At 67.8% G+C, this 19,930-nt stretch carries 20 protein-coding genes and 3 tRNA genes; 7 read left to right on the top strand and 16 right to left on the bottom strand.

Annotated features, from left to right (window positions below; translation table 11 throughout):
* Positions 1-25: 25 nt before the first annotated feature.
* The 4 genes from pspC to AB8P05_RS10980 all read right to left on the bottom strand — a co-directional run bounded on the left by pspC (position 26) and on the right by AB8P05_RS10980 (position 1,804).
* Complete coding sequence (pspC, locus tag AB8P05_RS10995; protein WP_472757955.1) at positions 26-427, bottom strand: envelope stress response membrane protein PspC; 402 nt, start codon at positions 425-427, stop codon at positions 26-28.
* Between the two features lie 209 nt (positions 428-636).
* Positions 637-864 carry an envelope stress response membrane protein PspB gene (gene pspB, locus AB8P05_RS10990; protein ID WP_455170842.1) on the bottom strand — a complete coding sequence of 76 codons (228 nt, stop codon included), beginning with the start codon at positions 862-864 and terminating at the stop codon, positions 637-639.
* A gap of 75 nt (positions 865-939) precedes the next feature.
* Positions 940-1,611 (bottom strand): phage shock protein PspA, encoded by a 672-nt coding sequence (gene pspA, locus AB8P05_RS10985; RefSeq protein WP_472757954.1) that lies wholly within the window; start codon positions 1,609-1,611, stop codon positions 940-942.
* A 28-nt stretch (positions 1,612-1,639) separates the two neighbouring features.
* Entirely contained in the window at positions 1,640-1,804 is a 165-nt protein-coding gene (locus tag AB8P05_RS10980; RefSeq protein WP_472757953.1) for a hypothetical protein, read from the bottom strand.
* Between the two features lie 179 nt (positions 1,805-1,983).
* Between AB8P05_RS10980 and aceB the strand changes: the two genes are divergently transcribed.
* On the top strand, positions 1,984-4,746 hold the full coding sequence (aceB, locus tag AB8P05_RS10975; RefSeq protein ID WP_472757952.1) for a malate synthase A: 2,763 nt from the start codon (positions 1,984-1,986) through the stop codon (positions 4,744-4,746).
* A 49-nt stretch (positions 4,747-4,795) separates the two neighbouring features.
* Here the strand turns inward: aceB and AB8P05_RS10970 are convergent, their stop codons facing one another.
* Together AB8P05_RS10970 and AB8P05_RS10965 are read right to left on the bottom strand one after the other, a co-directional pair.
* Positions 4,796-5,368, bottom strand: a complete 573-nt coding sequence (locus tag AB8P05_RS10970; protein ID WP_455170837.1) for a demethoxyubiquinone hydroxylase family protein — start codon at positions 5,366-5,368, stop codon at positions 4,796-4,798.
* The gene (locus AB8P05_RS10965; RefSeq protein WP_472757951.1) at positions 5,365-5,883 is read right to left on the bottom strand and encodes a disulfide bond formation protein B; all 519 of its coding nucleotides are present in this window, start codon (positions 5,881-5,883) and stop codon (positions 5,365-5,367) included. Before AB8P05_RS10965 ends, AB8P05_RS10970 begins: the two co-directional genes overlap by 4 nt.
* Before the next feature lie 207 nt (positions 5,884-6,090).
* On the opposite strand from AB8P05_RS10965, the gene AB8P05_RS10960 reads away from it, so the two are divergent.
* A tRNA-Leu gene (locus tag AB8P05_RS10960) sits at positions 6,091-6,175 on the top strand.
* A gap of 2 nt (positions 6,176-6,177) precedes the next feature.
* Here AB8P05_RS10960 and AB8P05_RS10955 read toward each other — a convergent pair.
* On the bottom strand, positions 6,178-6,594 hold the full coding sequence (locus tag AB8P05_RS10955) for an ArsR/SmtB family transcription factor (protein ID WP_472757950.1): 417 nt from the start codon (positions 6,592-6,594) through the stop codon (positions 6,178-6,180).
* Positions 6,595-6,695: 101 nt separating this feature from the next.
* On the opposite strand from AB8P05_RS10955, the gene AB8P05_RS10950 reads away from it, so the two are divergent.
* A complete protein-coding gene (locus AB8P05_RS10950) occupies positions 6,696-7,079 on the top strand; it encodes a rhodanese-like domain-containing protein (RefSeq protein WP_472757949.1) in 384 nt (127 codons plus the stop codon).
* A 20-nt stretch (positions 7,080-7,099) separates the two neighbouring features.
* Here AB8P05_RS10950 and AB8P05_RS10945 read toward each other — a convergent pair.
* Positions 7,100-7,184, bottom strand: a tRNA-Leu gene (locus tag AB8P05_RS10945).
* 231 nt (positions 7,185-7,415) lie between these two features.
* On the opposite strand from AB8P05_RS10945, the gene AB8P05_RS10940 reads away from it, so the two are divergent.
* Complete coding sequence (locus AB8P05_RS10940; RefSeq protein WP_455170820.1) at positions 7,416-7,595, top strand: hypothetical protein; 180 nt, start codon at positions 7,416-7,418, stop codon at positions 7,593-7,595.
* A gap of 34 nt (positions 7,596-7,629) precedes the next feature.
* Here the strand turns inward: AB8P05_RS10940 and AB8P05_RS10935 are convergent, their stop codons facing one another.
* Positions 7,630-7,875, bottom strand: a complete 246-nt coding sequence (locus AB8P05_RS10935; RefSeq protein WP_455170819.1) for a hypothetical protein — start codon at positions 7,873-7,875, stop codon at positions 7,630-7,632.
* 119 nt (positions 7,876-7,994) lie between these two features.
* The gene (locus AB8P05_RS10930) at positions 7,995-8,780 is read right to left on the bottom strand and encodes a competence/damage-inducible protein A (protein ID WP_472757948.1); all 786 of its coding nucleotides are present in this window, start codon (positions 8,778-8,780) and stop codon (positions 7,995-7,997) included.
* A gap of 98 nt (positions 8,781-8,878) precedes the next feature.
* Between AB8P05_RS10930 and sfsA the strand changes: the two genes are divergently transcribed.
* A complete protein-coding gene (gene sfsA / locus AB8P05_RS10925; RefSeq protein ID WP_472759338.1) occupies positions 8,879-9,583 on the top strand; it encodes a DNA/RNA nuclease SfsA in 705 nt (234 codons plus the stop codon).
* 56 nt (positions 9,584-9,639) lie between these two features.
* A complete protein-coding gene (gene map, locus AB8P05_RS10920) occupies positions 9,640-10,449 on the top strand; it encodes a type I methionyl aminopeptidase (RefSeq protein WP_462620073.1) in 810 nt (269 codons plus the stop codon).
* A 173-nt stretch (positions 10,450-10,622) separates the two neighbouring features.
* Here map and AB8P05_RS10915 read toward each other — a convergent pair.
* The 6 genes from AB8P05_RS10915 to AB8P05_RS10890 all read right to left on the bottom strand — a co-directional run bounded on the left by AB8P05_RS10915 (position 10,623) and on the right by AB8P05_RS10890 (position 16,628).
* Positions 10,623-10,697, bottom strand: a tRNA-Thr gene (locus AB8P05_RS10915).
* A gap of 103 nt (positions 10,698-10,800) precedes the next feature.
* Positions 10,801-12,729 (bottom strand): DNA helicase RecQ, encoded by a 1,929-nt coding sequence (gene recQ / locus AB8P05_RS10910; protein WP_472757947.1) that lies wholly within the window; start codon positions 12,727-12,729, stop codon positions 10,801-10,803.
* A gap of 410 nt (positions 12,730-13,139) precedes the next feature.
* The gene (locus AB8P05_RS10905) at positions 13,140-13,583 is read right to left on the bottom strand and encodes a (deoxy)nucleoside triphosphate pyrophosphohydrolase (RefSeq protein ID WP_472757946.1); all 444 of its coding nucleotides are present in this window, start codon (positions 13,581-13,583) and stop codon (positions 13,140-13,142) included.
* Positions 13,580-14,128 carry a GNAT family N-acetyltransferase gene (locus tag AB8P05_RS10900; protein ID WP_472757945.1) on the bottom strand — a complete coding sequence of 183 codons (549 nt, stop codon included), beginning with the start codon at positions 14,126-14,128 and terminating at the stop codon, positions 13,580-13,582. The genes AB8P05_RS10905 and AB8P05_RS10900 overlap by 4 nt, the downstream gene beginning before the upstream one ends.
* 43 nt (positions 14,129-14,171) lie before the next feature.
* Positions 14,172-15,410, bottom strand: coding sequence for a bifunctional glutamate N-acetyltransferase/amino-acid acetyltransferase ArgJ (gene argJ / locus AB8P05_RS10895; RefSeq protein WP_472757944.1), 1,239 nt, complete (start codon positions 15,408-15,410; stop codon positions 14,172-14,174).
* A gap of 249 nt (positions 15,411-15,659) precedes the next feature.
* Positions 15,660-16,628, bottom strand: a complete 969-nt coding sequence (locus AB8P05_RS10890) for a peptidylprolyl isomerase (protein ID WP_455170815.1) — start codon at positions 16,626-16,628, stop codon at positions 15,660-15,662.
* A gap of 435 nt (positions 16,629-17,063) precedes the next feature.
* On the opposite strand from AB8P05_RS10890, the gene secA reads away from it, so the two are divergent.
* Complete coding sequence (gene secA, locus AB8P05_RS10885) at positions 17,064-19,799, top strand: preprotein translocase subunit SecA (protein WP_472757943.1); 2,736 nt, start codon at positions 17,064-17,066, stop codon at positions 19,797-19,799.
* The last annotated feature ends 131 nt before the right edge of the window (positions 19,800-19,930 follow it).

The following is a 19,930-nucleotide window of genomic DNA, read 5'->3' as shown; positions in this document are numbered from 1 at the left end:
GCACCGGAATCGAGCGATTCAGAATTCAGCGATCCAGGTCGCGGATCGCGCGGTTCAGTTCGAACTCCTTGGAGGCGACGTAGGCCTCCATCCCGACGATCCGCTTGTCCATGTCGCGGAAGCGCTGGGTCAGGCCGGCGAGCGTCCGGTCGGGCTTGGTCGACACCGTCCGCCAGAATGCTTCCTCCTCGGCATCGCGATAGATCTGCGCCGGACGCACCGGCAGGACGATCAGCGCGATCACATAGGCGATCACCAACGGCACCGAAAAGAAGAACAGGGCGAACAGCATCGCCAACCGGACGACCATCGGCTGCACGCCGAAATAATCGGCGACGCCCGTGCACACCCCGCCCAGCACCCCGCGCTGCGGATCGCGATACAGCCGATGCGGATTCGGCGAGTCGTAGAAGGACTTGCGGTCCATGGCGGCCTCGTTCCTTTCGTTGAGTTTCGGGTTGGGAAGTGTCGGCTGGCGATTGCCCCCTCCCCATCCCTCCCCGCTTCGCGGTGGAGGGGGTAGGATGCTTGGCGGCGGACCGTAGCTGCCGAAGCGGCGGCAGTCCCCTCTCCCTCGAAGAGGGGGAGGGTTAGGGAGGGGGCAATCGCCAGCCGACACCTAACCCACTCACCTCCTCACACCTTGTTGCGCCAGTTCGGCGCCTCGGCATCCAGCACGCGTTCCAGCGTGTGGACGCGGGCCTCCAGCCGGTTGGAGATCTCCCACAGCTCGGCCAGCAGCCGTTCGTCCTGCGCGGAGAGCCCGCGCTGCGCCCGCCATTTGGTGATGTAGTGGAAGACGATCCAGACCGGCGCCACCACCACCATGAACAGCACCGCAAGGACGAAACCCAGGAACCCCATGGTCGTCAGGCCTTCTTATTGTCGTGGGGGGAGTGGGTGGGGCGTCACCGCCCCACCCCCGGCACCAAGGCGGGATCAGTCGTTGCGCCGCGCCGCGATGCGGGCCTTCAGCGCGGCCAGATCCTCTTCGACCTTGTGGGCGGCCTCGAGTTCCGCGATCTCCTCGGTCAGGCTCTTGGTGCGGCCGACGTCGTAGGCCTCGACCCGGCCTTCCATCTCGTCCAGGTTGCGCTCGACCTGCTCGAAGCGCGACAGGGCGTCGTTGATGCGCTCGTCATGCAGGGCGCCGCGGACCTTCACGCGGTTGGCCGCGGTCTGGGTGCGGGCGACCAGCGCCTTCTCGCGGGTCTTGGCGTCGGTCAGCTTGGCCTGCAGGCGGGCGATGTCCTCGTTGGCCTTGGACAGCGCGGCTTCGACCTGCACCAGCTGTTCGGCCAGCGCGTCGGCCTGCTCGGCGACCTTGGCCTTGGCCAGCAGGGCGCCCTTGGCCAGATCCTCGCGGTCGCGGGTCAGCGCCACCTCGGCCTTGCGGTCCCACTCGTCGCGCTCGCGGTGGAGGTCGGCGACGCGGCGTTCGATCTCCTTCTTCTCCGCGATGATCTTGACGGTGGAGGAGCGCACCTCGACCAGCGTGTCTTCCATTTCCTGGATGATGAGGCGGATCAGCTTCTCCGGCTCCTCGGCGCGGTCGAGCAGGGAATTCAGGTTCGACTGCACGATGTCGGTCAGGCGCGAAAAGATGCTCATGGTCGGTGTCCCGTTTATCTGACGTGTATCAGCCGAGGATGGCGCCGGCGACGATGCCGGCGAAGAAGAACAGCCAGCTTTCGACCGGCCGGGTGGCGAGATAGCTGCGCACGCGCCGCAGCGTCGGGCGGCTCTGCGTGGTGTTGAAGCGGTCACCGCCATAGCGGCGGCGGAAATCGCTGAAGTCGCTCATGCTTGACCTCCTTGCCATGCCGTCACTATCGCAACCGGCGTGCCAATTCGGCCGAGAGGCTCTTAAACCATTGCACCGATTTGGTTTTCTGCCCTACGCAGGCTGACGCCGCCCGGCTTGCCGCGTCGTCTATCCAGCGATATCATCGCCATTTAAGCGAATGTATGAAGAAAGACGCGATGCAAGCCGCTCCCCCGTCCCTGCTTGGCGAATCGCCGGTCTTCCTGGCGACGCTGACCCATGTCTCGCGGGTGGCGCCGCTGGAGCGGCCGGTGCTGGTGATCGGGGAGCGCGGGACCGGCAAGGAGCTGATCGCCGCCCGCCTGCATTACCTGTCGCAGCGGTGGGACCGCCCCTTCGTCAAGGTGAACTGCGCGGCCCTGCCCGAATCGCTGCTCGATTCGGAGCTGTTCGGGCATGAGGCCGGGGCCTTCACCGGTGCCACCCGCCGGCAGATCGGCCGGATCGAGCAGGCCGACGGCGGCACCCTGTTCCTGGACGAGATCGCCACCGCCTCCCCCGCCGTTCAGGAGAAGCTTCTGCGCGCCGTCGAGTATGGCGAGATCGAGCGGGTCGGCGGCCGCACCGCCACCGTCGACGTGCGGGTGGTGGGCGCCACCAACGCCGACCTGCCGGCGCTGGCCGCGGCCGGCCGCTTCCGCGCCGACCTGCTCGACCGGCTGGCCTTCGACGTGGTGACCCTGCCGCCCTTGCGCGCCCGGCCCGACGACATCCCGCCACTGGCAGAGCATTTCGCCCTAGGCATGGTGCGCGAGCTGCAGCGCCCGCTGTTCCCCGGCTTCACCGCGGCGGCGCTCGACCAACTGCGCGCCCATGACTGGCCCGGCAACGTGCGCGAGCTGCGCAACGCGGTGGAGCGCTCGGTGGCCGCCGCCGACCCCGACGAGTTGCTCGACCACATCATCCTCGACCCCTTCGACTCGCCCTGGCGCCCGGCCGCGGCGCCGACCGCCCGCACCGGTCACGCACCGGCCCCGGCGCCCGTTCCGAACAAGCCCCCGCCAGTCATGCCCACGCCAGTCATGCCCACGCCGGCCATGCCCAGCTTCGACGGCGGCATCCTCGATCAGGTCCGCGCCTTCGAGGCGGCGAAGCTGCGCGAGGCGCTGGAGCGGAACCGCTTCAACCAGCGCCAGACCGCCGAGGCGCTGGGGCTGGGCTACCACCAGCTTCGCGGCATGCTGAAGAAGCACGGGCTGCTGCCGTCCCCCCTCTGCGACCATAGGCCGTCCCCGGCTTGCGCCCTTACCGTGCTATACCGGTCGCTCAACCGTCGAGAGAGCGGTTCGTCACGATACGGGAAGGGGAGCAGCACGATGGCCACCAGCATGCCCAGCCTTGAAATTCGCGGTCCGATGAAGCCCGGTTTCGAGGAGATCCTGACGCCGGAGGCGATGGCCTTCCTGGCGGAGCTGGAGGGTCGCTTCGGGCCGGAACGGCTGCGGCTGCTGGACGTGCGGACCAAGCGGCAGGCGCTGCTCGACCAGGGCCACAAGCCCGACTTCCTGCCGGAAACCCGCGCCATCCGCGAGGCCGACTGGACCATCAGCCCGCTGCCCGTCGACCTGCTCGACCGCCGGGTGGAGATCACCGGGCCGGTCGACCGCAAGATGGTCATCAACGCGCTGAACAGCGGCGCCAAGGTCTTCATGGCCGATTACGAGGATGCGACCTGCCCGACCTGGACCAATCTGGTCGAGGGGCAGATCAACATCCGCGACGCCGTGCGCCGGACCATCGCCCACGAGGACCCGGCCAGCGGCAAGAAATACCGCCTGAGCGACAAGACCGCGGTGCTGAAGGTCCGTCCGCGCGGCTGGCACCTGGACGAGAGCCATGTGCTGATGGAAGGAGAGCCGATGTCGGGCGCGCTGTTCGACTTCGGCCTGCATGTCTTCCACAACGCCAAGGAGCTGCTGGCCCGCGGCAGCGGCCCCTATTTCTACCTGCCCAAGCTGGAAAGCCATTTCGAGGCGCGGCTGTGGCGCGAGGTCTTCCTGGTGGCGGAGGAGTATCTCCACCTGCCCCACGGCTCGATCAAGGCGACGGTGCTGATCGAGACCATCCTCGCCGCCTTCGAGATGGACGAGATCCTCTATGAGCTGCGCGAGCATTCCGCCGGCCTCAACTGCGGGCGCTGGGACTACATTTTCAGCTTCATCAAGAAGTTCCGGAAGGACCCCGCCGCCGTCATGCCCGACCGGGCGGAGGTGACGATGGCCACCCCCTTCCTGTCCGCCTACAGCCAGTTGGCGATCAAGACCTGCCACCGCCGCGGCGCCCCGGCCATCGGCGGCATGGCCGCCTTCATCCCGGTCAAGGACAACCATGAGGCCAACGAGGTCGCCTTCTCCCGCGTGCGCGCCGACAAGGAGCGCGAGGCGTCCAACGGCCATGACGGCACCTGGGTCGCCCATCCCGGTCTGGTGCCGGTGGCGCGCGAAGTGTTCGACGCCTACATGACCACGCCGAACCAGATCGCCCGCAAGCGCGCCGACGTGACCGTCACCGCGGCCGACCTGCTGGCGGTACCCGCCGGGCCGAAGACCGAGGCTGGCCTTCGCAACAACGTTGCGGTCGGCATCGGCTATATCGAGGCGTGGCTGCGCGGCCAGGGCTGCGTCCCGCTGTTCAACCTGATGGAGGACGCCGCCACCGCGGAGATCAGCCGCACCCAGGTCTGGCAGTGGGTCCACACCGGCACGGCGCTGGACGACGGCCAGCCCGTCACTCTCGACCTCGTCGACCGCATCATCGCGGAGGAGCTGTCCGCCTGGAAGGAGCGCGTTGGCGCCGAGGCCTACGCCGGGGGCCGTTATGCCGACGCCGCCGCCCTGTTCCGCGATCTGGTCGCGCGCGAGGATTTCACGGAGTTCCTGACCCTGCCGGCCTATGCGCGGGTGGTGGCGGAAGGGGCGTAAACCCCATATGACGGCGGGGGCGCAAAGCCCCCGCCCCCGGATCCGCTCCTCAGACCCGTTCCGCCACCCAGATCACCGCGCGGGTGCCGGCCTTGATCGCCGCCGTCAGCACCGGATAGCCGGCCGCAAGCTCCGCCTCGTTGACGAGGCCGATGTCGCGGTGCTCGACCTCTTCCGCCTGGAACTTGCGGATGCTGTCGGCAAGCTCCTGCTCGTCGGGGCCGAGGTGCTTCAGCTGCGCCTCGTAATGCTCCTCGATCACCTCTTCGACGGCAACGGTGCAGGCCATCGCCGCGCGTTCGCCGAGGATCGCGGTGCCGGCGCCCAGCAGGAAGCCGGTGACGTGCCACAGCGGCTGCAGCAGGGTCGGCCGCACGCGGCGCCGGTTCAGCTGCTTTTCGAAATAGCGCAGATGGACCAGCTCCTGCTCCGCCATGTGGCGCAGGGTCTTGCCGTGCCGGCCCTTGCCGATGACGGCGATCTGGCCCTCATAGATGCGCTTGGCGCCATATTCGCCGGCATGGTCGACGCGGACGATGCGGGCCAGCCGCTCGCGCCGCGGCAGGTCGCCGGGCAGCGCGCCGCGGCGCGGAATGGCGGTCGGAGTGGTGGTTTCGCTCACAGTGCAGTCCTCGACACCGGGGTGCGGATGTAGGCGGCGCGCGCCGCGACGAAGGCGTAGGCCGCCAGCGCCAGCGAGATCGCCACGTTGTAGCCCGCCATGGAAATGCCGAACAGCGACCAGGCCACTTCGTCACAGCGGGTGACGGGCGCCCCCATCACCTGGGCCCGCAGCGCCTCCAGCGAATTGGCCGGGGCCGAACCGCCGCAGGACGAGGTGCCGGCCCACCAATGCTGCTCCACCCCGACATGATAGGCGGCGATGCCGGCGCCGGCCAGCAGGGCCAGCCCGCTCGCCACCAGCAGCGCGTCGCCCATCCCCTTCCAGCGGCGGAACAGCCAGGTCACCAGCCCGAACACCATCACCGCCACATAGGGCCAGCGCTGCATGATGCAGAGGACGCAGGGTTGGTAATCCAGCACGAACTGGAAGAACAGGGCCGACAGCAGCACGCCGGCGCTGGCCAGCGCCAGCAGCAGCGCGGCGATGCGGGGATCGTCGAAGATGCGGGACATGAGGGGCTTGGTCGTCATGGCCGACAAGGTAGCGCGTGCGCGACCGTTCGACCAGCCGTCCGCGACGCCCGCACCGCCCCTGCGACGGCATGGCAGGGACGGCGGCACCGCCGGGGAATAAGCGCAGCCGCGGCGGCGTCGCCGGAGGGAAAGGCCGTTCTTTTGCACTTTCCGTTTCCGGACTGTTGCGTTAGAAGAGGCGTCGCTGCGGGCGTGGTGAAATTGGTAGACGCGCCGGACTCAAAATCCGGTTCCGCAAGGAGTGTCGGTTCGAGTCCGACCGCCCGCACCACCTTACTCCGACCGGCTTCCCGGTCCCGACCGGCAGGTCCCGGTCCCCTCTTCCGACATCGAATCCGGCATCGAATCTGTCACGGCCGCGCCGCAGGACGGGGGTCGCCCGCCGGGTGTTTCCGGCGCATGGCAGAACAGGTCGGCCAGCACCTCGATGACGGCCGTCACCTCCCGGCTGGCCAGCGAATAGAAGATCGTCTGCGACCGCCGCCGCGTGCGGACCAGCCCGTCGGCGCGCAGGCGCGCCAGATGCTGCGACAGGGCCGACTGGCTGAGCCCGACGATTTCGCCCAGCTGGCCGACGCTGCGCTCCCCCTGCCCCAGCTCGCACAGGATCAGCAGGCGCGCCTCGTTGGACAGCGCCTTCATCAGCTTGGCGGCGGGCCGCAGCCCGGGGGTGAGGATCGAAGCGCTCATTGACACTAAATTAGAAATTACTAATTTTACGGTCAAGGGCTTTCCCGGCCTCCGCGCCGCCCTGTCCTGCCGTCCGTCATTTTCTCCGAGGCATTTCGACCATGTCCCTGTGCACGCTTCTCCGCCGCCTGATCCCGGCCGCGCCGTCGGACGACCGCAGCGGCACCGGCCCCATCCGCCAGATCGACCCTGCGACCGCCATCGGGTGGCAGGCCGCGGGCACGGCGGTGATCGTCGACGTCCGCGAACCGCATGAACATGCCGCCGGCCATATTCCCGGCGCCATCCTGAACCCGCTGTCCTCCTTCGACCCGTCACGGGTGCCGGCCGACCCGGCCAGACATCTGGTGTTCCATTGCCAGGGCGGCATGCGTTGCGGCCCTGCCGCCGAACGCATGATGGCCGCCGGCCACACCGGCACCATCAACCGCCTGCGCGGCGGCTTCGCCGCCTGGGTCAATGCCGGCGGCCCGGTGGAGCGCTGATCGTCAGAATGAAAGAGAGATGGTGCGGGCGGCGGGACTCGAACCCGCATACCTTAGGGTGAGGGATTTTAAGTCCCTTGCGTCTACCGGTTTCGCCACGCCCGCGCCCCCGAACTCCGCCATCATAAGCCGGTCAGGCGACCGGATCGTGACGGCAAAGCTCATGTCGACGAAGCGGTGCCGCGCTGCGCGGGAAAATTGCATACCGCGATATGCTTCGCACCGTTCCGTCGTCATGACTTAGACAATCGGAGGGCTGTGGGTCAAGGGGGCTTCGCAAAGCCGCAGGCGTTCCCATATCGAAGGGAACGCAACCCCAGGGTCGGAGAATGCGGCGTGAGCGAGACGAACTGGCTGTCGCTGGTGGCTCTACTGATGGTGGCAGTTCTGGTGGTCCCGGCGGCCCTGCGCCGAAACCGCGGGGTCGCGCTGCGCAACGCCGCCATCTGGCTGGCCGTGATCGTCGCGCTGGTGTGGATCTACGACTGGTTCGGACCGTTCGGAAACCGCTTCTGAACGCCTATCCCGACAGGCCCGTCCCCTTCGGAATTCAGGGACGGGTGTCCTCGTTCAGCGTCATGATGCCGATCCCCATCGACACGCTGCCGAAGGTCAGCATCAGGCCGGCATAGAGCATGACGGTCGCGGTGATGCCGTATTCGCTGCTGCCGATCAGCGTTGCCAGCCGGGCGACATCGAACCACAGCAGACCGCTCGCCAGCACCACCGCGCCGGCGACCCCGGCCATCAGGTGGCGCAGAAGGAACAGCAACGCCGCTTTCTCAAAGCTCTTCATGGCGGAGCCTCCCGGCAAGCTCGGTCCGGATGATCGGTGTGGATGATGGGAGGCTAATGTAGGACCGAATCGGTCCGGGACAATCGATCCGCCGACATAGCTCCGGTTATAGCGCCGCATTACCCTTTCGTACCAACCGTGATGGTCGGCGTGCCGCCCAGACGGCCGATGATGCCCGCAAGCTCCTCGGCCGCCGCCTCCACCTCCGCCTCGCCAGTGCCGCGCAGGACCAGGCTGACGCCGAAGAAACCGTTGCGGAAGTAAGGATAGCTGCCGATCTCCAAGGCCGGATGACGGTCCTGCAGCGCCGACAGCTCGGCGGCGATCACCCCCTCCCCCAGCTCGCAGGCCACGGTGCGGGCATGCAGCGCCGGTCCGCCGGCCAGCCGCGGCAGGATGCCGTCCAGCATCGCCCGCATGATGTTGGGCACGCCGGCCATGACGAAGACGTTGCCGATCTGGAATCCCGGCGCCTGGCTGATCGGGTTGTCGATCAGGATGCCGCCGGCCGGGACGTTGGCCATGCGCAGCCGCGCCTCGTTCAGCTGGCCGGCGGCGTAATGGCGCTCCAGCCGGGCGACCGCTTCCGGATTGCGCTCCAGCGCCACGCCGAAGGCCTTGGCGACGCAGGCGGCGGTGATGTCGTCGTGGGTCGGGCCGATGCCGCCGGTGGTGAAGACGTAGGTGTAGCGGGCGCGCAGCGCGTTGACCGCGGCGACGACCTCCTCCTCCACGTCCGGCACCACGCGGGCCTCGCGCAGCCGCACGCCGATCTCCGTCAGCTTCTCGGCGATGTGGCCCAGGTTGGCGTCCTTGGTGCGGCCCGACAGGATCTCGTTGCCGATCACCAGCACGGCGGCGGTCGGATTGGTTCCGGTCGGGTTGGCGGCGGTTTCGGACGTCATGGCGGTGCGGGTCTCCGTGGAACGCTCTTGTCGAGCGGAAAGGCCAAGGGTAGCGTCGCCGCCAAGATGCGCTTTCCCACCCCCTTCTTCAAGGCCGCCTGATCCGCCGCTACAAGCGGTTTCTTGCCGATGTCCTGTTGGACGGGGTGGAGGTGACGGCGCATGTCCCCAATTCCGGCAGCATGATCGGGCTGGACATCCCCGGCTCCGCCGTCTGGCTGTCGCGCTCCGCCAACCCCAACCGCAAGCTGGCCTACACGCTGGAACTGGTGGAGGCCGCCGCCCCCTGGGGCGAGGGGCTGGTCGGCGTCAACACCGGCCATCCCAACGCACTGGTCGCCGCCGCGATAGCCGCCGGCACCATCCCGGAGCTGGCCGGCTACGACCGGCTGCGGCGCGAAGTGAAATACGGCCGCAACAGCCGCATCGACGTGCTGCTGGAAGACGACCCGGCAAAGCCCGATGCCCGTCCTGCCGCCTATGTCGAGGTCAAGAACGTCCATCTGCGCCGCCCCGACGGCCCTTATGGTGACGCCGCCGAATTCCCCGACTGCGTCACCGCCCGCGGCGCCAAGCATCTGGAGGAGATGGCGGCGATGGTGGCGCAGGGCTGCAGGGCGGTCATGCTCTACCTTGTCCAGCGCGGCGATTGTTCCCATTTCCGCACGGCGGCCGATCTCGACCCGGCCTATCATGACGGCCTGCGCCGCGCGCTGGATTCGGGGGTGGAGGCGCTGTGTTGGTCTTGCGCGATCACGCCCGAATCGATTGAATTGGACCGGCCGCTGCCGATTCGGCTTTAACGCCGCGGCAGGCTTCATCATCGGGCTTTCGGTTACTTGGCATAGGGGCTTTCGTCTTGGAACAGGATCACATCGAATCCAACCGCGTCCGTCTTCATGGTCCGGAGGGGTTCGAAGGCATGCGCAAGGCCGGCCGGCTGGCTGCGCTGGCTCTGGACTACATCGTCCCCTATGTGCAGCCGGGCGTCACCACCGGCGAGCTGGACCGCCTGCTGGAGCAGTTCATCCGCGACCATGGCGGCATCCCCGCCCCGCTGGGCTATCGCGGCTTCCCGCGCGCCAACTGCATCTCGGTCAACCATGTCGTCTGCCACGGCATCCCCGGCGACAAGCGGCTGGTCGACGGCGACATCCTGAACATCGACGTCACGCCGATCGTCGACGGCTGGTACGGCGACAGCAGCCGCATGTATCTGTGCGGCGAGGTGGGCGTGAAGGCGCGCAAGCTGGTGGACGTCACCTATGACGCGCTGATGATCGGCATCGCCGCGGTAAAGCCCGGCGCCACGCTGGGCGACATCGGCCACGCCATCCAGACCTTCGCCGAGTCCCACCGTTTCTCGGTGGTCCGCGATTTCTGCGGCCACGGCGTCGGCCGCGTCTTCCACGAGCCGCCCTCTGTCCTGCATTACGGCAAGCCGGGCGAGGGTCTGGTCCTGAAGGAAGGCATGATCTTCACCATCGAGCCGATGATCAACACCGGCCGCCCCGACGTGAAGATCCTGGGCGACGGCTGGACCGCAGTGACCAAGGACAAGTCGCTGTCCGCCCAGTTCGAGCATTCCATCGGCGTGACCGCCGACGGCGCGGAGATCTTCACCCTTTCGCCGGCGGGGTATACGAAGCCGCCTTATGCGGTGGAGTGAGGCCGGCGGGTTATTGCGGAGTGAGGGGCGGGCGCCGTGTCGGGGGATGCGGCGCCCGAATTGTTTTCGGCAACTGCCAAGCACTCGATTGACCAGCGCCGCAACGGACAACATCGCAGCAGCCCTGAAACGATCAAGGGCCCGGCAATTGCTTGCCGAGCCCTTGAAGAAACTGGTGCCGCAACAGGGATTTGAACCCCGGACCTACTGATTACGAATCAGTTGCTCTACCCCTGAGCTACTGCGGCGTCGTTGTGGCGCGGAACATAGCGAGGTGCTTCACGGGATGCAAGCGGTGAATTTCGGAAAAATCGACCGCCCGCTCTCAAGCCTGCCATGCACCCGAAAGCCTCACCCGTGCTGCCGGATCACCTCCAGGAAGGCATCGGCGTAGCGCTCCAGCTTGCGGCCGCCGACCCCCGGCAGGTGGGCGAAGGCGGCATGGTCTTGCGGGCGCTGGGCCACCATCTCCAGCAGCGTGCTGTCGTGGAAGATCACATAGGGCGGCACGCTCTGCGCCTTCGCCAGCGCCGTCCGGCAGTCCTTCAGCGCATGCCACAGCGCGTCGTCGGCGGCAGACAGCGCGCCGCGGGCGCCGGAGCGCGATACGCCCTCCCCGCTCGCACCACCGCCGACGGAGCCGCCCCGCGCGGTGTGGCGGCGCAGGGCGTCGTGGACGCCGCGGCGGCGCTCCAGCACCGGGTCCTTGCGCAGCTTCACCACCCGCTGGCCCTTGATGACGGCAACCCCGGCATCGGTCAGGCGGAAGCCGCCATAGCCCTCGAGATCGACGGTCAGCATGCCGGTCGCCACCAGTTGGCGGTAGACCGACTGCCATTCGACCTTCGACAGGTCGGTGCCGACGCCAAAGGTCTTCAGCCGGTCATGCTGCTGCTGCACCACCTTCTCGGTAGCGTTGCCGACCAGCACGTCGATCAGGTGGCCGGCGCCATAGCGCTGGCCGGTGCGGTAGACCGCCGACAGCGCCTTCTGTGCCGCGATGGTGCCGTCCCAGGTCTCGACCGGGTCCAGGCAGGTGTCGCAGTTGCCGCAGGGCTCCGGCAGCGTCTCGTTGAAATAGTTCAGCAGCACCTGACGGCGGCAGTCCGGCGTCTCGCAGAAGCCCAGCAGGGCCTCCAGCTTGCCGCGCTCCACCCGGCGGTGGCTGTCGCCGGCCTCCGACTGCTCCAGCATCTGGCGCAGCATCACCACGTCGGCCATGCCATAGGCCATCCAGGCGTTGGCGGGCAGCCCGTCGCGGCCGGCGCGGCCGGTTTCCTGGTAATAGGCTTCCAGGCTCTTGGGCGGGTCGAGGTGGCAGACGAAGCGGACGTTGGGCTTGTCGATGCCCATGCCGAAGGCCACCGTGGCGACCATCACCAGACCCTCGCTCTTGATGAAGCGGTCCTGGTTGGCCTCGCGCACGTCGGCCGGCAGCCCGGCATGGTAGGGCAGAGCCTCGCGTCCCTGTTGGTTCAGCCAGGCGGCGACCTCCTCCACCTTGTTGCGCGACATGCAATAGACGATGCCGGCGTCTTCCGGGTGGTTCTCGCGCAGGAAGGCCAGCATCTGCTGGCGCTCGCTCTTCTTCGGCACCACGCGGTAGGTGATGTTGGGCCGGTCGAAGCTGGACAGGAAGACGCGAGCCTCTGACAGCCCCAGCTTGTCCTTGATCTCGGCGCGGGTCTGAACGTCGGCGGTGGCGGTCAGCGCGATGCGCGGCACCATCGGATGGCGTTCGTGCAGGATCGACAGCTGCAGATATTCGGGGCGAAAGTCATGCCCCCACTGCGACACGCAATGCGCCTCGTCCAGCGCGAACAGCGCCAGCTTCGTCCGGTCGAGCAGGTCGAGGAAGCGCGGCGTCACCAGCCGTTCGGGCGCGACATAGACGAGGTCGATCTCGCCCTGCACCATCGCCCGCTCCACCTCCCGCGCCTCCGCCGGCCCGAGGGAGGAGTTGAGGAAGGCGGCGCGCACGCCAAGCTCCCGCAACGCCGTCACCTGGTCGCGCATCAGGGCGATCAGGGGCGAGACCACCACCGTCACGCCGTCGCGCACCAGGGCCGGGATCTGGTAGCACAGCGACTTGCCGCCGCCGGTCGGCATCAGCACCAGCGCGTCGCCGCCGCGCACCACATGGTCGATGATGTCGGCCTGCTGGCCGCGGAAGGAGTCGTAGCCGAACACCGTCCGCAGCGCCTCGAGCGCCGTGGCCGGCCGTTGACCGGGGGCATCGTCCGACGCATCCCGGTTGCTGTAGGAAAACAACGAATCCACGCCGATGCGGTTCAGGAAAGTGGTGCCGGAGATCCGGCTTGTCGTCTCAACGCCCCATCATGTGGCACAGATCGCCCCCGGGGCAAAGCCGCAAAGGGCCACACCCGGGAACAAAGGTCGGACCCTCGCCGGCTCCACCACACATTGGTGTGAAAAGGTGGCATCCGCTCATCGTCCGCGTGTAAACTGAAAACGGCGGATGGAATAGGCCATCCGCCGTTTCAGAGAGGAAGCTGGCATGAAGAAGATGCCCTTCTTCCTGGTGCTCCAGTGGCGGCGATGGCGGATCGAAATCCGCCTGATCCGTCGCTAAGCACCGGGAGCATGCCGGCGGGTGCGGGAACACCCGCCGGCCACCTCCGAAAAATATACAGCCGCGCGGCCCGATTTTCAACGCGCGGTATTGGCCCCTACAGCAGATCCCGCAGCATCGCCACCAGCGGCACGTCGGCCGGCGGCATCGGGTAGTCGCCCATCCGGTTCGGGTAGACCCAGGCGAGTTTCTGCCCTTCCTGCGGCCTCACGTCGCCCTCCCACACCCGGCAGACATAGAGCGGCATCAGCAGATGGAAGCTCTCGTAGCTGTGGGACGCGAAGGTGAAGGGGGCGAGGCAGCTGGCCGCCGTGTCGATGCCCAGCTCCTCCTTCAGTTCGCGCACCAGGGCGGCTTCCGGGGTCTCGTCGGCATGCACCTTGCCGCCGGGGAACTCCCACAGGCCGGCCAGCGACTTGCCGGGCGGACGCTGGGCCAGCAGCACGCGCCCGTCGGCATCGACGAGCGCCACCGCAACGACCAGCAGCACCGGCAGCGAACCGGGGGCGGGGGTGGAGCTGGGATCGAAACAGGCGGTCATGCGGAACCTTCTCGGCGGGCCAGCCAGTCGGCGGCGGTGATTTCGAAGTATGGCGCCAGCACGCTTCGCCCCTGGGCGGGAAAGTCACACCTGCGCTGGCCCTGCTGCCGGAAACCGGCCTTGAGCAGCAGGGACTGGGACGGCCGGTTGTCGGGATCGGCCGTCGCCCAGACCAGGGACAGGCCAAGCAGATCGAAGCCGGCTCCCAGCATGGCGGTCACCATTTCCAGCCCGTAGCCGGCGCGCCGATACGGCGTACCGACCCAATAGCCGATCTCTGCACTGTCAGGCCGGTCCCGATCCAGCTGCAACCCGATGCCGCCGAGCGGAGGGCCGTCTTCGGTCCGCACCGCCAGCAGGTTGAAGGCGGCACGGTCGTTCCGTCCTTGCGCAGCCAGCTCCACCCACCCATGGCCATCGGCAGCCGTGTAAGGGTGCGGGACCCGGGCAAGCCAGCGCGCGACCTCCCAATCGCCGATCAGCGGCACGAAATCCGGCACGTCCTCATGCCGGAAGGCGCGGAGCAGCAGTCGCGGCGTCGCCACGCAGTCGGGCCAGGACTCCGCTCCTCCGCTGCCTGTCAAATCGTCAGCTCCGATAGCTGCCGTTGATGTCGATGTAGCCGTGCGTCAGGTCGCAGGTCCACACCTTCGCCGTGCCCTTGCCCAGGCCCAGGTCGATGTCGATGTCGATCTCCTTGCCCTTCATGTGATTGGCGACCGGCGTCTCGTCATAGCCGGGGACTTCCATCCCGTCGGCGCAGATCAGGGTGCCGCCCACGGTGATCTTGATCAGATCGCGGTCGGCGCGCTCACCGGCGCGGCCAATGGCGGCGACGATGCGGCCCCAGTTGGCGTCCTCGCCGGCCACCGCGGTCTTGACCAGCGGCGAGTTCGCCACAGTCATGCCGATGCGCTTGGCGGCGGCGTCGCTGTCGGCGCCGCGCACGGTGATGGCGATGAACTTGGTCGCCCCTTCGCCGTCGCGCACCACCTGCAGCGCCAGATCGAGCAGCAGATCCTCCAGAGCGGCGCGGAATTCCGCCAGTTCGGCGGCGTCAGCGCTCGACACCGGGGCGTTGCCGGCCTTGCCGGTGGCGAACAGCAGCAGCGTGTCGCTGGTCGAGGTGTCGCCGTCCACCGTGATGGCGTTGAAGGTGCGCTCGGTGAATTCCGACAGCATGTCCTGCAGCGCGGTGGCGGCGATGGCGGCGTCGGTGAAGACGAAGCCCAGCATCGTCGCCATGTCCGGCGCGATCATGCCGGAACCCTTGGCGAAGCCGGCGATGGTCACCGTCGTGCCGCCGATGGTCGCGGTGCGAACGGCGCCCTTCGGGAAGGTGTCGGTGGTCATGATGGCGCGGGCGGCCTTCTCCCACGCGGCGGAGTCGGCGGCGAGGGTCGGCGCCATCGGCGCCAGGCACTTGCCGATGGCGTCGGCGGCCAACGGGATGCCGATCACGCCGGTGGACGCGATGTAGACCTCGTCAGGGGCGCAGCCCGCCAGTTCGGCGGCGGCGCTGACGGTCGCCTGAACGGTGGCGTCGCCCGCCTTGCCGGTGAAGGCGTTGGCATTGCCGGCATTCACCACCACGGCGCGGGCCGAGCCCTTGGGCAGGCTGTCGCGGCACCAGATCACCGGGGCCGAGCAGGTCAGCGACCGGGTCAGCACGCCCGCCACGCTGGTGCCGGGATCCAGCACGGCCAGCAGCAGATCGTCGCGGCCCTTGTATCGGATGCCGCTGTTCGCCGTGGCGATGCGCACGCCCGCGATGGGCGGCAACGTCGGGAAGCTGGCGGGAGCCAAGGGGGAGAGGGTCGTGGCCATGGAGGGGATTCCCGTGGTGGGGAGTGGTGGTGTGGTGATTGTTGCTTGTCGGAGCGCGGACTCTTGCCCCCACCCCGACCCTCCCCGCTCTCAGCGGACCTCCGGTCCGCCTGCCGCGTCAGCACAAAGCGGAGCTTTGTGCGAGAGCTGGGCGGGGGAGGGAGTAGGCGCTGATGCGGAAGAGCGGCGGCAGTCCCCTCCCCGCCCAGCGGGGGAGGGTTAGGGTGGGGGCAATACGCCCCCGTCCGCTTACTTCTTCGCCGGCTCCGCCGGAGCGGCGGGAGCGGCCGGGGCCGGGGCGGCGGCCGGCTCTTCCTTCGGCATCGGCGAGCCGTCGAGCTGGAAGGTCTCGATCTTCGCCTTGCCGCGCAGTTCCTCGACCAGCGCGGTGACGATGTCCTTCGACAGCGTCTGCTCCAGCTGCGGCTTCACCTCGTCGAGCGTCGGCTGCGGCTGGGTGCGCTTATCCTCGACCTTGATGATGTGGTAGCCGAACTGGGTCTTGACCGGCTCCTTGCTGATCTCGCCCGGCTTCATGGCGAAGGCGGCGTTGGCGAAGGGCTCGACCATCGCGTCCTTGGTGAAGTAGCCAAGGTCGCCGCCCTGAGCCGCCGCGGCGGCGTCCTTGGACTTCTCCTTGGCCAGCTTGGCGAAATCGCCGCCCTTCTTCAGCTGGGCGATGATGGCCTTGGCCTCGTCTTCCTTCTCGACCAGGATGTGGGCGGCCTTGACCTCCTCCTGCGCCGGGTTCTCCTTCAGGAAGTCCTGATAGGCCTTCTGCATCGCGTCGGGGGTGATGCGGGCCTTGATCTCCTTCTGGATGTAGGCGCGCTGCACCGCGCGCTCCTCGGCGCGCTTGATCTCGTCCTTGACCTCGGCCGAATCGGCCAGACCGGCCTTGTAGCCGGCCGAGGCGACCAGCTTGCCGCTGACCAGCTGGTCGATGACCGCCGGATAGATCATCTCGATCGGCATCTGCTGCACCTGCGGCGGCAGCTGCGAGACCATGCGGGTGACGTCCGACTTGTGCAGCTCCTCGCCGTTGACGCGGGCGACCACCGGATCGGCCGGAGCGGCAGGCGTGGCCGGAGCGGAGGCCGCCGGGGCCGGGGCAGCCGGCGCGGGGGTGGCGGGAGCCGGCGTCTGGGCATTGGCGGCCAGCGCGATGCCACAGGCGGCAACCGACAGGAGCGCGGTGCGGAACACTCGTTGAACCATGGCGTGTCTGTTTCCTTCCGGCGGATGCTTCGCAACAAGAGGGCGGCCGATGGGTCGGAGCCCGGGTTCGCATGGCCTGCGGCATCGGAGCCATCCGCCGCTCCGCGCCCGATTCCGCAGGGGATTAAGCATGGCTAGCCCGCGCGGGGCAAGGGGCCCGCTGGGGATTGCGCCGGGGATTCGGCGGCCATGCCCCCTCCAACCACCTGTGCCCCGCCACCGGCAATACCAGCCCCGCCCCCTTCCGTCAGCAGCCGTCCCGCATTCTGGATGCGATTTCATCGTTCCGTCATGGCAGCGATGGGCCGGGCGGGGGCATCGATGATGCCGCAGGGGTGCTCCGCCTGCCCGGTCTCGTTGACAGGGCCTTGCCATAGTCCTATGTGAGACCCGTCGATAGACTGGCCCGCATTCCGCTTTACTCCCGAGGTTTTCATGTTCGGCGCTCTCGCCCGCAAGATTTTCGGCACCGCCAACACGCGCGCGGTCAAGGCGCTGCACAAGACCGTGGCTCAGATCAACGCGCTGGAGCCGTCGGTCGCGGCGCTGTCCGACGACCAGCTGAAGGGTCGCACCGACTGGCTGCGCGACCGGCTGGCCAAGGGCGAGACGCTGGACGACATCCTGCCCGACGCCTTCGCCACCGTGCGCGAGGCGGCCAAGCGCGTGCTGGGCCAGCGCCATTTCGACGTCCAGCTGATGGGCGGCATGGTGCTGCACAGCGGCAAGATCGCGGAAATGCGCACCGGCGAAGGCAAGACCCTGGTCGCCACGCTGGCCGTCTACCTGAACGCGCTGGAAGGCAAGGGCGTCCACGTCGTCACCGTGAACGACTATCTCGCCTCGCGCGACAGCGGCTGGATGGCCCGGGTCTACGGCTTCCTCGGCCTGACCACCGGCTGCATCGTCCACGGGCTGGACGACGACGAGCGCCGCGCCGCCTATGCCGCCGACATCACCTACGGCACGAACAACGAGTTCGGCTTCGACTATCTGCGCGACAACATGAAGTTCCGGCTGGAGGAACTGGTCCAGCGGCCCTTCAACTACGCCATCGTCGACGAGGTCGACTCGATCCTGATCGACGAGGCGCGCACGCCGCTCATCATCTCCGGCCCCTCCACCGATTCGTCTGAGATGTATGTCCAGGTCGACCGGCTGATCCCGATGCTGGTGCCCGAGGATTACGAGAAGGACGAGAAGCACCGCACCGTCAGCTTCACCGAAGCCGGCCAGGAGCATATGGAGCAGCTGCTGGGCGAGGCCGGGCTGCTGAAGTCGGGCGGGCTCTACGACATCCAGAACGTGGCGCTGGTCCACCATTCGCAGCAGGCGCTGCGCGCCCACATGCTGTTCCAGCGCGACAAGGACTACATCGTCAAGGACGACAAGGTCGTCATCATCGACGAGTTCACCGGCCGCATGATGGAAGGCCGCCGCTTCTCCGAGGGCCTGCACCAGGCGCTGGAAGCCAAGGAGAAGGTGACGATCCAGCGCGAGAACCAGACGCTGGCCTCCATCACCTTCCAGAACTATTTCCGCATCTACCCGAAGCTGGCCGGCATGACCGGCACCGCCCTGACCGAGGCGGCGGAGTTCGGCGAGATCTACGGGCTGGAAGTGGTCGACATCCCGACCAACGTCCCGGTCAAGCGCATCGACCATGACGACGAGGTCTATCGCACCGCGACCGAGAAATACCACGCGATGATCGACCTGATCGAGGACGCGCGCAAGCGCGGCCAGCCGGTGCTGGTCGGCACCACCTCGATCGAGAAGTCGGAGCTGTTGGCGGATCTGCTGACCAAGCGCGGCATCCCGCACAACGTCCTGAACGCCCGCCACCACGAGCAGGAAGCCTACATCGTGGCCCAGGCCGGCCGCGCCGGGGCGGTGACCGTCGCCACCAACATGGCCGGCCGCGGCACCGACATCCAGCTGGGCGGCAACGTCCAGATGCGCGTCGCGGTCGAGCTGGCCGACGTTCCGGAAGGGCCGGAGCGCGAGGCCCGCATCAAGCAGATCGAGGCCGAGGTGGCCGAGGCGCGCGAGAAGGTGAAGGAGGCCGGCGGCCTCTATGTCGTCGGCACCGAGCGCCATGAAAGCCGCCGCATCGACAACCAGCTGCGCGGCCGTTCCGGCCGTCAGGGCGACCCCGGCACCTCCAAGTTCTTCCTGTCGCTGGAAGACGACCTGATGCGCATCTTCGGGTCGGAGCGGATGGACAGCATGCTGCAGCGTCTCGGCCTGAAGGAGGGCGAGGCGATCATCCATCCCTGGATCAACAAGGCTCTGGAAAAGGCGCAGCAGAAGGTCGAGGCGCATCACTTCGAGGTCCGCAAGAACCTGCTGAAGTTCGACAACGTCATGAACGACCAGCGCAAGGTCGTCTACGAGCAGCGCCACGAGGTGATGGAGAGCGCCGACATCGCGGAGGAAATCCGCGAGATGCGCCACCAGATCATCGCCAACATGGTGTCGACCGCCATTCCGGCCAACAGCTACTCCGAGCAGTGGGACATCGACGGCCTGCACGAGGGGGTGAACCGCGTGCTGGGCATGGACCTGCCGGTCCACGAGTGGGCCAAGGAAGAGGGCATCGCCGAGCCGGAGATCGAGGAGCGCGTGCGCGAGGCCGCCGACCGCAAATATGCGGAGAAGGAGGAGGCCTACGGCGCCGAGACGATGCGGCATGTGGAGAAGAGCATCCTGCTCCAGATCCTGGACCAGGAATGGAAGGATCACCTGCTCCAGCTCGACCATCTCCGCCAGGGCATCAACCTGCGCGCCTATGCCCAGAAGGACCCGCTGAACGAGTACAAGCGCGAGGCCTTCGAGCTGTTCGACACGATGCTGATGACCCTGCGCGAGCAGGTCACCACCATCCTGATGCATGTCGAAATCCGCATGGCCCCGTCGCAGGAGGAGCTGTTCGCCCGCCAGATGCAGGAGATGCACGAGGGTCGCACCGACCCGGCGCTGGCGATGGCCGCCATGGGGGCGGGTGACGGTGAAGCCCTGCCCGACGGCATGGTCCGCGCCTCCTCGCTCGCCGGCACGCCGGAAGACCAGCCGCTGCCGCCCGAGGTGATGGAAAACACCCCGCGCAACGCCGCCTGCCCCTGCGGGTCGGGCAAGAAGTTCAAGCACTGCCACGGTCGCATGGCGTAAGGGGTGATATCATCCCCTCTCCCCCCGGGGAGAGGGTTAGGGTGAGGGGGATGCGCGAGAAGGATCTTCAAGCATCGCGCACTCCCCGCTCCCTAGCGAATCCACTCTGTGCCCCCCTCACCCCGGCCCTC

Source organism: Azospirillum sp. VT-I1 (assembly GCF_055698305.1).
The sequence above is the reverse complement of the archived record's forward strand: the minus strand, read 5'-3'. Positions and strand labels throughout refer to the sequence as shown.

Coding starts and splice junctions, on each gene's coding strand:
- pspC (WP_472757955.1), bottom strand. CDS start 427: ATGGACCGCAAGTCCTTCTACGACTCGCCGAATCCGCATCGGCTGTAT.
- pspB (WP_455170842.1), bottom strand. CDS start 864: ATGGGGTTCCTGGGTTTCGTCCTTGCGGTGCTGTTCATGGTGGTGGTG.
- pspA (WP_472757954.1), bottom strand. CDS start 1,611: ATGAGCATCTTTTCGCGCCTGACCGACATCGTGCAGTCGAACCTGAAT.
- AB8P05_RS10980 (WP_472757953.1), bottom strand. CDS start 1,804: ATGAGCGACTTCAGCGATTTCCGCCGCCGCTATGGCGGTGACCGCTTC.
- aceB (WP_472757952.1), top strand. CDS start 1,984: ATGCAAGCCGCTCCCCCGTCCCTGCTTGGCGAATCGCCGGTCTTCCTG.
- AB8P05_RS10965 (WP_472757951.1), bottom strand. CDS start 5,883: ATGTCCCGCATCTTCGACGATCCCCGCATCGCCGCGCTGCTGCTGGCG.
- AB8P05_RS10955 (WP_472757950.1), bottom strand. CDS start 6,594: ATGAGCGCTTCGATCCTCACCCCCGGGCTGCGGCCCGCCGCCAAGCTG.
- AB8P05_RS10950 (WP_472757949.1), top strand. CDS start 6,696: ATGTCCCTGTGCACGCTTCTCCGCCGCCTGATCCCGGCCGCGCCGTCG.
- AB8P05_RS10935 (WP_455170819.1), bottom strand. CDS start 7,875: ATGAAGAGCTTTGAGAAAGCGGCGTTGCTGTTCCTTCTGCGCCACCTG.
- AB8P05_RS10930 (WP_472757948.1), bottom strand. CDS start 8,780: ATGACGTCCGAAACCGCCGCCAACCCGACCGGAACCAATCCGACCGCC.
- AB8P05_RS10905 (WP_472757946.1), bottom strand. CDS start 13,583: ATGACCGCCTGTTTCGATCCCAGCTCCACCCCCGCCCCCGGTTCGCTG.
- argJ (WP_472757944.1), bottom strand. CDS start 15,410: ATGGCCACGACCCTCTCCCCCTTGGCTCCCGCCAGCTTCCCGACGTTG.
- AB8P05_RS10890 (WP_455170815.1), bottom strand. CDS start 16,628: ATGGTTCAACGAGTGTTCCGCACCGCGCTCCTGTCGGTTGCCGCCTGT.
- secA (WP_472757943.1), top strand. CDS start 17,064: ATGTTCGGCGCTCTCGCCCGCAAGATTTTCGGCACCGCCAACACGCGC.